The sequence below is a fragment of the Frigoribacterium sp. 2355 genome (assembly GCF_054060695.1).
In genome coordinates this window covers 96,365-107,221 of record NZ_JBSSDL010000010.1, presented here as the reverse complement: position 1 = coordinate 107,221, position 10,857 = coordinate 96,365, and the positions used below count along the sequence as shown (strand labels likewise).

The 10,857-nt window shown below is 72.2% G+C and carries 11 protein-coding genes; 5 read left to right on the top strand and 6 right to left on the bottom strand.

What is annotated here, in order from left to right; all coding sequences use genetic code 11:
* The first annotated feature begins 403 nt into the window (after nt 1-403).
* Both sigK and ACVJ1F_RS12320 read left to right on the top strand, forming a co-directional pair.
* Entirely contained in the window at nt 404-988 is a 585-nt protein-coding gene (gene sigK / locus ACVJ1F_RS12325) for an ECF RNA polymerase sigma factor SigK (protein ID WP_456886530.1), read from the top strand.
* An 81-nt stretch (nt 989-1,069) separates the two neighbouring features.
* Nucleotides 1,070-1,735, top strand: coding sequence for a haloacid dehalogenase type II (locus tag ACVJ1F_RS12320; protein ID WP_456886528.1), 666 nt, complete (start codon nt 1,070-1,072; stop codon nt 1,733-1,735).
* Nucleotides 1,736-1,858: 123 nt separating this feature from the next.
* Here ACVJ1F_RS12320 and ACVJ1F_RS12315 read toward each other — a convergent pair whose 3' ends face one another.
* Nucleotides 1,859-2,182: a DUF7882 family protein gene (locus ACVJ1F_RS12315; protein WP_456886526.1), complete on the bottom strand. Its 324-nt coding sequence runs from the start codon at nt 2,180-2,182 to the stop codon at nt 1,859-1,861.
* Between the two features lie 477 nt (nt 2,183-2,659).
* Nucleotides 2,660-3,124: a DUF4383 domain-containing protein gene (locus ACVJ1F_RS12310; RefSeq protein ID WP_456886524.1), complete on the bottom strand. Its 465-nt coding sequence runs from the start codon at nt 3,122-3,124 to the stop codon at nt 2,660-2,662.
* A gap of 277 nt (nt 3,125-3,401) precedes the next feature.
* Between ACVJ1F_RS12310 and ACVJ1F_RS12305 the strand changes: the two genes are divergently transcribed.
* Together ACVJ1F_RS12305 and ACVJ1F_RS12300 are read left to right on the top strand one after the other, a co-directional pair.
* Nucleotides 3,402-3,788: an iron chaperone gene (locus ACVJ1F_RS12305; protein ID WP_056042961.1), complete on the top strand. Its 387-nt coding sequence runs from the start codon at nt 3,402-3,404 to the stop codon at nt 3,786-3,788.
* Nucleotides 3,789-3,969: 181 nt separating this feature from the next.
* Nucleotides 3,970-4,869: an SDR family oxidoreductase gene (locus tag ACVJ1F_RS12300; RefSeq protein WP_056042968.1), complete on the top strand. Its 900-nt coding sequence runs from the start codon at nt 3,970-3,972 to the stop codon at nt 4,867-4,869.
* Nucleotides 4,870-4,951: 82 nt separating this feature from the next.
* Here the strand turns inward: ACVJ1F_RS12300 and ACVJ1F_RS12295 are convergent, their stop codons facing one another.
* On the bottom strand, nt 4,952-7,429 hold the full coding sequence (locus ACVJ1F_RS12295; RefSeq protein ID WP_456886522.1) for an ATP-binding cassette domain-containing protein: 2,478 nt from the start codon (nt 7,427-7,429) through the stop codon (nt 4,952-4,954).
* Between the two features lie 163 nt (nt 7,430-7,592).
* Between ACVJ1F_RS12295 and ACVJ1F_RS12290 the strand changes: the two genes are divergently transcribed.
* Complete coding sequence (locus ACVJ1F_RS12290; protein ID WP_456886520.1) at nt 7,593-8,840, top strand: zinc-ribbon domain-containing protein; 1,248 nt, start codon at nt 7,593-7,595, stop codon at nt 8,838-8,840.
* Between the two features lie 244 nt (nt 8,841-9,084).
* On the opposite strand, the gene ACVJ1F_RS12285 is transcribed toward ACVJ1F_RS12290, so the two are convergent.
* From ACVJ1F_RS12285 to ACVJ1F_RS12275, 3 genes are read right to left on the bottom strand one after another with little or no spacing between them, the layout of a single operon-like run.
* The gene (locus ACVJ1F_RS12285; protein ID WP_456886518.1) at nt 9,085-9,687 is read right to left on the bottom strand and encodes a GIY-YIG nuclease family protein; all 603 of its coding nucleotides are present in this window, start codon (nt 9,685-9,687) and stop codon (nt 9,085-9,087) included.
* Nucleotides 9,688-9,731: 44 nt separating this feature from the next.
* A complete protein-coding gene (locus ACVJ1F_RS12280; RefSeq protein WP_159827332.1) occupies nt 9,732-9,965 on the bottom strand; it encodes a PLDc N-terminal domain-containing protein in 234 nt (77 codons plus the stop codon).
* 33 nt (nt 9,966-9,998) lie between these two features.
* Nucleotides 9,999-10,742, bottom strand: a complete 744-nt coding sequence (locus tag ACVJ1F_RS12275) for an SDR family oxidoreductase (RefSeq protein ID WP_456886516.1) — start codon at nt 10,740-10,742, stop codon at nt 9,999-10,001.
* Nucleotides 10,743-10,857: the final 115 nt, after the last annotated feature.

The window sequence follows — 10,857 nt, the reverse complement described above, 5'->3', positions numbered from 1 at the left end:
GACGCCGCGTCGCTGCTGAACCAGACCTTCAAGACCGACGCCGTCCAGGACGAGATGCTCGTCGGCGTCGCGAAGATCACCGCCGCCACGGAGTAACACCCGAGGCCGCACCCCGCCTCGCGAGGTGCGGCCTGGAACCCGGGTCGTCTCCGTGACGACGCACCGGCCCTCGCCCTGCCTCGAGGGCCGGTGATCCCGGTGGGCCCCCTCCTGCATCCGTGCAGGAGGGGGTTTTCCTCTGTCCGGGCCGGCCGACAGACGGGCGAGCGCCACCGTGTCGACCACCGCGGACACGACTCGTGCCCCTTGGTCTGGGGTCACCGCTTTGAATTCAATTGCATAGAGTTCGTCGGGTGCCGTCATCGGCACGAAAACCCCCTCCTCTGCCCCCGGACTGGACGCCATGTCTCTTGCACCTGCGCCACCCTTGGGAACCGAGCGCTCCGACGACGACCTCCTCGTCCTCGTCGCCGAAGGCAACCAGCAAGCTTTCGCCGTCTTCTACGACCGCACGGCCGCCCGTGTCCTCGGACTGGTCCGTCGCATCCTGGTCGATCCGGCGCAGTCCGAGGAGGTCACGCAGGAGATCTTCCTGGAGGCCTGGCAGACCGCCGGGCGCTTCGATCCCGCGCGTGGCAAGGCATCGTCGTGGCTGCTCACGATGGCGCACCGCCGCGCCGTCGACCGGGTGCGCGCCTCCCAGTCCTCACGCGACCGCGACCTCGCGGTCGGTGCGAAGGAATTCGTCGACGCACGGGACGACGTGGCGGAGACGGCCGAGACCCGGGTCGAGCACGAGCGAGTGACGAAGGCCATGCGGACCTTGACCGACCTGCAGCAGCAAGCCCTCGAGCTGGTGTACTTCGGCGGGCTGAGCCACAGCGAGGCTGCTCGTGAGGCCGGCGTCGCCATCGGGACGATGAAGACCCGCATCCGCGATGCCCTGATCACCCTCCGTCGACTGATCGCAGAAACGGAAGCGGCTTGACCGACCGAGAGATCCGGTCGGCCACCACCGCGAAACCCCGATCCGGGCCGTGCACCCGAGAGACGAGAGCACAGTGGTGAGATGACCCGGCAGCAAGCGACCATCGTCTTCGACGTCAACGAGACCCTCTCCGACCTCAGCCCCGTGGCCGCCTCGTTCGAACACCTCGGAGCAAGCCGAGAGCTGGCGACGACGTGGTTCGCCACTGTCCTCCGAGACGGTTTCGCTCTCACGACCTCTGGCGGCGACGCCTCGTTCCCCGACATCGCCTCGAACAACGCCCGCGACCTGCTGAGCACGTGGGTGCTGCCCCGGGACCTCGACGAGAGCGTGAACACCGTGATGACCGCGTTCACCCACGCGCCACCGCACCCCGACGTCGCCGACGGGCTGCAGGCGCTCCACGCTGCCGGACATCGGCTGTTCACCCTGTCCAACGGTCCCACCACCACAGCCGAACGACTGCTCGACGAAGCCGGCGCCCGAGGGACCATGGAAGAACTGCTGACAGTCGACGGCCACTCGCCCTGGAAACCCGCCCGATCCGCCTACACCGACGCCCGCGGACGCATCGGGGGCTCCGACCCCTTCTACCTCGCCGCCGTCCACCCCTGGGACGTCCACGGCGCAGCCAACGCCGGTCTCTCGACGATCTGGATCAACCGGTCCGGGCGGGACTACCCCGCGCACTTCTCGCCACCCACCCTCACCGTGTCGGGCGTCGACGAGATCGCCACCCACCTCTGACGCCGACTCGACCCGGGATGCGGGGCCGCCCACGAAGCGCAGGACCGATCTGCTCTGTCACGGTCTCGCGGTCGATGTCGTGGATCGTGTGGACGAACCCTCCGTGGTGGACGTCGACCCGGGTCACGACGTGACCGTTTCTGCCGACCTGATCGTGTCTTCGTCGATGAGGTGCAGCCCCTGGTGGGTGTTCGCGGCGACTTCGAGAGCATGAACCCAGTCTCCGTTGATCCGTGGGAGCCGGCTGCCGTAGAACTTGTACACCAGCGGGATCGACGGGTGCAGCCAGATCGCGGTGCGTCCGTTGCCGACTCGTTGGTCGTCTTTCCAGGAGAAGGAGAACGGCTCTCCCCGGCGTAGCTTCATCCCGATCACGATCTGCAGGTGAGCGAGGGTGCGGTCCTCGAAGTCGACCGACAACGAGTGGTCGTAGGTGAGCTTGCCCACGGGGCTCCCTTGTTCGACGAACGCGCATCCGGCAGGACACTCGTGTTCGCATCCCTGATCCCCTGTGGCGGGAGGGACCCCGTGAACCTATCGACCAGGTCCCTCTTTCCCGGGAGGGGTTGCTTTCACGAGCCCCATGGCAGTAATGCACCCGGCACGAGAAGGAGTCCCCCGATGAAGCGAAGCTGACGTCGGCACCACGGGTGCTGCTCCTCATCGGTCGAGCACTTCCATCCGGCCGAGGCGGCGCCGTTCACAACACCACCCGCAGACGGTCGCAATGATCGGCGCACCTGCGAGGCATCTCCGCCGTGCACCACGAGCCGACGGGGTCGCCGGCCTCCAGGACTCCGATCGACGAGCGCGACGCGGTCGCGCACGCGGTCAGCAACGCCCGGATGACGGGGACGGGGGAATGGACCCCTGTGCTGCGCTGACACACGTGCTCCTCGCCTTCACCTCGTCCTCCTGCGACCGTCAGTGATCGGCCCGGGCCGTACGTCGACGGCCGAGCAGCAGCCCGAGGCCGACCATGCCCACCGCGAGCACGAAGTGCAGCCAGTCGTCGGCCGTGTTGAGGGGCACGAAGTTCGCCTGGCTGCCCTTGTCGACCACGAGGCCGTAGATCCACAGCACCGCGTACACGAGCCCGCCCACGACCAGGTAGAGCCGGGCGGCACGGACCGTCCGGGCAAGGACGACGCCCACGACTCCGAAGAGCAGATGAACGACGTTGTGCAGGACCGAGACCTGGAACAGGCCCAGCAAGAGGGCGCCGGAGTCGTGGCCCGCGCCGTGCAGCTCCCCCACGTCCGTGGTGATGCCGGGCACGAAGCCGGCGACGCCGACGACGAGAAAGACGATGCCCACGACCAGGGCTGCTTTCTGGACGGGCGTCTCAGCGAAACGGCGACGGACGTTCGGGGTGCTCGACGCATTCATGGCGGAACTCCTCCTTCGATGCGGTCCCGTCATCCAGCCACTCCCCCGACCCACTCGTGAGGGCATTGACACCCAGCCCCACCACGTGAGAGGCGGTGGGGGATCTCCTCGTCGGCGGTCGTCGCAGGCTCTGCTCCACAGGGAGGACTACTGCACCTCGCCGGGAAACGCATCCTGATCGACGCGCACGGCGAGCGCACGCGAACGCTCGGCCCGGGGGCTGGCGCCCGCGCCCGTTCCGTCGCACACTGGTGCCCAGCGAACGAGAGGACTCGTCATGAGCGACACCGTGGTCGATCAGTACATCGCGGGGTTCCCGCCCGAGAGACGCGAAGCGCTCGAGCGGGTGAGACGGGCCATCCACGCCGGCTGCACCGGCGGCGTCGAGAGCCTGCGGTACGGCATGCCGGCCATCCGCTTCGAGGACGGGCAGACGCTCTACTTCGCTGCCTGGACGCGCCACCTCGGCATCTACCCCGTGCCCCGGTTCGACGAAGCCCTCGAAGGCGACGTCTCCCCTCACCGACGCGCCAAGGACACCGTCGCCTTCGGCTGGGGCCGCCCCGTCCCCGACCAGCTGGTCGAGCGGATCAGCCGCGCGATCGCGTGCGGCGCGGCGACGATCGTGGACGCGCCTCCCCCGGCGTTCGCCGTCACCCGCTGACGGGCCCCCGCACTCCGCCGACGATCCGGACGAGTGGTCGCCGATCGTCCTCCGCCACGATGGCGGGCACGGTCCGCGGTCACTCGTCCGCTGCGTCCGGGCCCGTACCCCGAACGCGCCGCGTCGGCGGAGGCGGCCCGGCGTAGCGTCCAGGGCACCCCAGAACCAGAGAGGACCCCGCATGACCCGCGACCAGTACACCTTCTCCGACCCGCGCACGCTCTACCCCACGATCAGCCCCGAGGTGCAGCACCAGGACGAGCCCGGCCTGCAGTCGCAGATGACGCCCGTCCCCGACCTCGGCGAGGAGACCTACCGCGGCACGGGACGCCTGCAGGGTCGCAAGGCCCTCATCACGGGTGCCGACTCGGGCATCGGCGCCGCCGTCGCGATCGCCTACGCCCGCGAGGGTGCCGACGTCGCCCTGAACTACCTGCCGAGCGAACAGTCCGACGCCGACCACGTCATCGCGCTCGTCGAGGCCGCGGGGCAGAAGGCCGTGGCCCTCCCCGGGGACCTGACCAGCGCCTCCTTCTGTCGCGAACTGGTGCAGAAGGCGGTCGACGGACTCGGCGGCCTCGACGCCGTCGTCAACGTCGCCGGCAAGCAGGTCTGGCACGAGGACATCGCCGACATCACCGACGAGCAGTTCGACCTGACCTTCCGCACCAACGTCTACGCCCCGTTCTGGATCGTCAAGGCCGCCGTGCCGCACCTCGCCCCCGGCTCGACGATCATCAACACCGCCTCGGCCGAGGCCCACACGCCCGCGCCCGACCGCCTCGACTACGCCGCCACCAAGGGTGCGGTCAACAACCTGTCGAAGGGCATGGCGCAGCAGCTCATCACGAAGGGCATCCGCGTCAACGTCGTCGCGCCCGGCCCGACCTGGACCGTGCTGCAGGTGACCGACGGCGTCGACCCCGAGTCGCTGCCCGAGTTCGGCTCGAGCGAGGCCCCGCTCGGTCGCGCCGGCCAGCCCGCCGAGCAGGCACCGGCCTACGTGTTCCTCGCCTCGGCCGAGTCGAGCTTCGTCTCGGGCGAGACGCTCAACGTGAACGGCGGCATGGTCTCGCCGTAGATCGACCGACGACGGAACCGAGGAGGCGCGGGTCGGCTGGACCGCGCCTCCTCGGCTCCTCGGGTCAGCGGCCCCCGGCGGCTCAGGCGGGCAGCGCCGCCGCGAGGTACGGCGCCGTGCGACTACCGGTCGCTCCGGCCACCTGTTCGGGAGTCCCGACGGCGAGCACGCGCCCGCCCGCGTCCCCTCCGCCGGGGCCCAGGTCGATGACGTGGTCGGACGCCGCCACGACGCCCATGTGGTGCTCCACCACGACGACCGTGTTGCCCGCGTCGACGAGCAGCTGCAACTGGGCGACGAGCAGCTCGACGTCGGCGGGGTGCAGGCCCGTCGTGGGCTCGTCGAGCAGGTAGAGCGTGTGGCCCGAGCGTGCCCGCTGCAGTTCGGTCGCGAGCTTGATGCGCTGCGCTTCGCCACCCGAGAGTTCGGTGGCCGGCTGACCGAGTCGCAGGTAGCCGAGCCCGACTTGCCGCAACGTCTCGAGGGCCCGGGAGGCGCTGGTCACCTCGGCGAGGAACGTCGCCGCCTCGTCGACCGTCATCGCGAGCACGCCCGCCACGGTCGCGCCGTGCCAGGTGACCTCGAGCGTCTCGGCGTTGTAGCGGGCTCCGTGGCACTCGGGGCACGGCGAGTAGCTGCCGGGCAGGAAGAGCAGCTCGACCGAGACGAATCCCTCGCCCTGGCAGACCTCGCAGCGGCCCCCGGCGACGTTGAACGAGAAGCGTCCGGCGCCGTAGCCCCGGGCCCGCGCCTCGTCGGTCGCGGCGAAGGCCTGGCGCACCGCGTCGAACAGGCCCGTGTACGTCGCGAGGTTCGACCGAGGAGTCCGGCCGATCGGCTTCTGGTCGACCTGCACGACGCGGTCGACCCGCTCGTGGCTCGTCGCCGTCTCGGCCAGCACGCCGCCGACCAGCGTCGACTTGCCCGAGCCCGACACCCCCGTGACCGCGGTCAGGACGCCCAGCGGCAGGTCGACGTCGACGCCGTCGAGGTTGTGCCGGGTGACGCCACGCAGTTCGAGGGTGGCGGTCGGCTCGCGGCGGACGAGCGACCCGCCCCGGGCGCGACCGTCGGCGGAGGGGTCGAGGAACCGCCTCGTGACGGAGTCGGCGACCCCGGCGAGCCCGGCGACGGGACCGCTGTAGAGCACCGCGCCTCCTTGGCTGCCGGCCCCCGGGCCGACGTCGACGACCCAGTCGGCGCGACGCACGATGCTCATGTCGTGCTCGACCACGAACACCGAGTTGCCGCTCGCCCGTAGCCGCTCGAGCACCTCGACGAGGGACTCGGCGTCGGCGGGGTGCAGGCCGGCGCTCGGCTCGTCGAGCACGTAGACGACGCCGAACAGGCCCGAGCGCAGCTGGGTCGCGATGCGGAGCCGCTGCATCTCGCCCGGCGACAGGGTCGGCGTCGCACGGCCGAGGCTGAGGTAGCCGAGCCCGAGGTCGGCGAGCACGGTCGTCCGGGCCAGCAGGTCGGAGGCGATGCGGACGGCGACCTCGGTGACCTCGCCCGACGACGCGTTCGACACCGCCGCCGACGCACTCGTCAGGGTCGCCGTCGGCCGCAGGACGTCGCCCAGCTCGGCGATCGGCAGGGCGTTGAGCTCGGCGATCGTCCGGCCGGCGAAGGTCACGGTGAGCGCCGCCCGGGTCAGGCCGCTGCCACCGCAGAGCGAGCAGGGACCGCTCTCGACGTACTGCAGGACCTTGGTCCGCTGGGTCTCGCTCTGCGAGTCGGCGAGGGTGTGCAGGACGAAGGCGCGGGCGCTCCAGAAGCGGCCCTTGTACGGCTTGGCGACGCGGTCGCGCTGGGGGGTCACCTCGACCACGGGCTGCTCCTCGGTGTAGAGCAGCCAGTCGCGATCGGCCTGCGGCAGGTCACGCCAGGGGCGGTCGATGTCGTAGCCGAGCACGCCCGTGACGTCGCGGAGGTTCTTACCCTGCCAGGCTCCCGGCCAGGCGGTGATCGCGCCGTCGCGGATGCTCAGGTCGGGGTCGTGGACGGCGGACGCCTCGGTCACCTCGTGCGCGATGCCGAGCCCGTGGCAGCGCGGGCAGGCCCCCGCGACCGTGTTCGGCGAGAACGAGTCGGACTCGAGCCGGTCGGCCCCCGATGGGTAGCTGCCGGCCCGCGAGTAGAGCATCCGCATCGAGTTCGACAGCGTGGTCAGGGTGCCGACGGTCGACCGCGAGCTCGGGGCGCCGCGGCGCTGCTGCAGGGCGACGGCCGGGGGCAGGCCGGTGATCTCGTCGACGTGCGGGGCGCCGCCCTGGGCGATCAGCCGCCGCGCGTAGGGGGCGACGGACTCGAAGAAGCGGCGCTGCGCCTCGGCGAAGATCGTGCCGAAGGCCAGCGACGACTTGCCCGAGCCCGAGACGCCGGTGAACGCGACGATGCTGTCGCGCGGGACGTCGACGTCGACCGCACGCAGGTTGTTCTCGCGGGCGCCCCGGACGCGGACGAAACCGCGGGCGTGGACATCGGCGGGGGTGTCGGCGGGGGCGTCGGAGGGGGCGTCGGGCACGTCGGGCACGTCGGGAGGGGCGGTGTCGGGCATCCGGTCGATGCTACGGGTGTCCGACGGAGTCGGCCCGGGTGCCGGTGGCCCGTCGGGGTGCCGGTGCGGCGTCGGCGGGGTGTCGGCGGGGCTGCGGGGCTGCGGGGCTGCGGGGCTGCGGGGCTGCGGGCCGAGTGTCGGTGGCCCGTCGTAGCGTGTGCGCGTGCCCGAGCCGATCGCCGCCTGGTGGGCGCGACGCCGGTCGTCGCGCGGCCTCGCCGTGCCCTACCCCGTGGGCAGCTACCGCGAGGCGTGGGCGTCGTACCCGGTGCTCGTGCGGCAGTACCGGCCCGAACACAACGGCGGCATCGTGCTCAGCCAGATCCCGCCCGCGGCCGACGTGTGGCTGTGCTGGCTCTGCGACGCGGGCCACGTCTTCGTCGCCACCCCCGACGAACAGCGGCACCGGCCCGGGCGCGAGCGCCGGCGGTCGTCGTGGTGCCCCGAGTGCAGCGAGCTCGCCGCTCCGCGCGCCCTGCCGATGAGACCGCCGATGGCACCCGCGGCGGCGGTCCGCGCACAGGCCGAGAGCATGCCGGCGCAGGGCGCGAGCGCACCGGGCCAGGCCCGGCCGGCACCGGGCGATGCCGGGACGGCGTCCGGCCAGGCCTGGGCGGCCCAGACCGCAGGAGGCGCGGTGCCGGCGGCCCCGTCACCTCCGCCCCGGCGTCGCCGCGGCTCGAGCACCGGTCTGCCGTCGACGACGCCGCGCGCGGAGGCGAGCCGCAGTCCCGAGCCCTCCCGCGCCTCGCCCACCTCGCCGCCGGTCAGCGACATCCGCACCGAGCGTGCCTCCCCGCCCACCGGCGCCTCCCGCACCGAGCGCGCTTCCCTGCCCATCAGCGGCTCCCCCACCGAACGCGCCTCCCCGCCCATCGGCGCCTCCCGCACCGAGCGCGCCTCCCGGCCGGCCCGCGCCTCTCGGCCGGCCCGCGCCTCCCGGCCGGTGTGCGACAAGACGCCGGCCCTGCCGACCGGTACGCCTTTCGTCAGCGCGTGTGCCCCCGAGCCGGCGTCGGCGGTCGAGGCCGAGCTGCGAGCCGGACTGACGGCCCGGCTCGAGTTCGAGCCCGGTCTGAACGCGGTACGGGTCGGCCGTCCGTTCTTCGACCACGTCGAGGTGTGGCCCGACATCGTGCTGAGCGAGCTGCGGGTCGCGATCGAGTACGACTCGACCGGGCGGCATGGGCTCGAGCACGTCGGGCACCGCGAGACCGCCGACCGCCGCAAGGACGCCGCCCTGCGGGCCGCCGGCTGGGAGGTCGTGCGGCTCCGGACCGGAAAGCTGCCCCCGCTCGGCCCGCACGACCTGCAACTCTCTGGGCTGACGCGGCAGACGGTGCCCCTGCTGCTCGACGAGCTGCGTGACATCCGCGGCCCGCTGCTCGTCGACGCCTACCTGCGCCGCTGAGTACGGCGCGCCCCCCGGCACGGCAGGGCGCGACCACGACACCGCACCGCGTTTCGTGCACGGCACCCGATCTCGTCGCGGTGCGCTGCACGAAACACGGTGCGACGTTCAGAACGTGGTGTGACGCGACCCCCGGACGAACCTGCAGCCGAGCCAGCCGCGCCAGCCAGGCCAGGCGGGCCAACCAGTCAAGCCAGGCCAGGCGGGCCGGCCGAGCCAGGTGGGCCAGCCATCCGAGGCGGACTCAGCCGCGCAGGGCCAGCGCCTCGCTGCGCCAGCGGGCGTAGCGCTGCCACGGGTCGTCGATGCCCTCGGCGAGCGCCGCGACGTGGGCGTCGAGCTCGGCACTCCGGGCGAACCATTCGGTGCGACCGAACCGGGACGCCGCGAACTGGCCGTGCCGTCGTCGCTCGACCAGGCGGTCGCCACGCTCGAAGGCCAGGAGTTCGTCGTGCCAGAGCGTCCCCAGTCGCTGTCGGGGGTTCGACGAGGTACCGATCTTGATGCGGTCCTCGAAGCGGATGTAGTAGACCACGTCGACCCGCACGACCCCGAGCTCGCCGTCGGGCACGTCGCCCTGACGCCACTCGCAGACGGCGCAGAGCCACCCCGACGGCCAGTGCACGCCGAGCCGCGACCCGCACGCGAGGCACGGCGACGGCAGCAGGTCGGTCACTCCCTCGCCCGACCCCTCGAGCGAGGCGGCCCAGTCGGCAGCGAGCGCGAGGTGCCGATCGCAGAGCGGCACGGGGGACGACGGATCGACCGGACGACCGCAGGAATCGTCGCCGAGCCGCCCCGTGCCTCCTCGGCAGGTTTCGTCGGGTCGGGGCGTCGGGCTGGTCACCCCCGCAGGCTAGGTGCGGCCACCGACACCCGGCCGGGCCCGGCTCAGTCGTGCTCGTGGTCGATGCGCAGCCCGAGCGGGTGCGGCCCGAGCAGCAGCCAGACCGCACCGGCACCGAGCGGGAAGAGGACGGCGGCGACCGTCCAGACCGTGCGCTCGAGCTGCGTCGTGTCGGCACGCCGTCGGACGGCACGCACGATGCTGACGACGATCACGAGGTACACGACCGCCACGACGATCGCCACCACCGCCGGACCCCAGTCACCCCATGTGCTCATCCACCCAGCCTAGGGTGCGGCCCTCGGTCCGCCTCAGTGACCGCTGAGCCGCGCCAGCACCTCGTCGTAGCGCCCCTCGGCCTCGGCGTTGCGCAGGAACTTGACCCGCTCGACCAGGATCTCGTGGGCGTCGGGCTGGGCCTCGAGCAGCGCCATGGTCTCGTCGAGGTACTCGTCGAGCGGCATGGCCGACGGGTCGTCCTGCTGGCCGAGCAGGGTGGTCTGCACGGCCGGCGGCACGAGTTCGACGACCTGGACGCTCGTGCCGGCGAGCTGCACGCGGATGCCCTCGCTGAACGAGTGGATCGCCGCCTTGGTCGCGTTGTAGGTCGGCGTGATCGGCAGCGGCACGCTCGCGAGCCCGGACGACACGGTCACGATCGATGCCGCCGGCCGTGACTGCAGGAACGACGTCCACGCGGCGATCAGGCGGATCGGCCCGAGCAGGTTCGTCGTGACCATCGCCTCGGCGGTCGGGAGGAACTCACCTGTCGTGACGTCCTCGGTCTGCATGATGCCGGCCATCGCGACCACGACGTTGGTCTCGGGCCAGCGGCGTTGCACCTCGGCCGAGACGTCGACGACGGCCTGCGGGTCGGTGGTGTCGAGCTCGACGGCCTCGAGGCCCGGGTGGTCGCGGACGATCTGGTCGAGCAGGGCCCGGCGCCGGCCCGCCACGACGACGGTGTTGCCGGCGGCCTGCAGGCGCAGGGCGAGGCCCAGGCCGATGCCGGACGTGGCTCCGGGGATGAACACGGTGTTGCCGCTGATCTTCACGGTTGCTCCTTCGGGTGTGCCGCGCTCGGCGCGGCCGGTGGTCGTCGCCGCGCCGAGGGTGGTCGGGGCGACGACCCCACTCTGACCCGGGGAGGCGCGCTCCGGCAGAGAGCGC

Excerpts from the sequence above, each read along its gene's own strand:
- sigK (WP_456886530.1), top strand. The coding sequence starts at position 404 with ATGTCTCTTGCACCTGCGCCACCCTTGGGAACCGAGCGCTCCGACGAC.
- ACVJ1F_RS12320 (WP_456886528.1), top strand. The coding sequence starts at position 1,070 with ATGACCCGGCAGCAAGCGACCATCGTCTTCGACGTCAACGAGACCCTC.
- ACVJ1F_RS12310 (WP_456886524.1), bottom strand. The coding sequence starts at position 3,124 with ATGAATGCGTCGAGCACCCCGAACGTCCGTCGCCGTTTCGCTGAGACG.
- ACVJ1F_RS12305 (WP_056042961.1), top strand. The coding sequence starts at position 3,402 with ATGAGCGACACCGTGGTCGATCAGTACATCGCGGGGTTCCCGCCCGAG.
- ACVJ1F_RS12300 (WP_056042968.1), top strand. The coding sequence starts at position 3,970 with ATGACCCGCGACCAGTACACCTTCTCCGACCCGCGCACGCTCTACCCC.
- ACVJ1F_RS12295 (WP_456886522.1), bottom strand. The coding sequence starts at position 7,429 with ATGCCCGACACCGCCCCTCCCGACGTGCCCGACGTGCCCGACGCCCCC.
- ACVJ1F_RS12280 (WP_159827332.1), bottom strand. The coding sequence starts at position 9,965 with ATGAGCACATGGGGTGACTGGGGTCCGGCGGTGGTGGCGATCGTCGTG.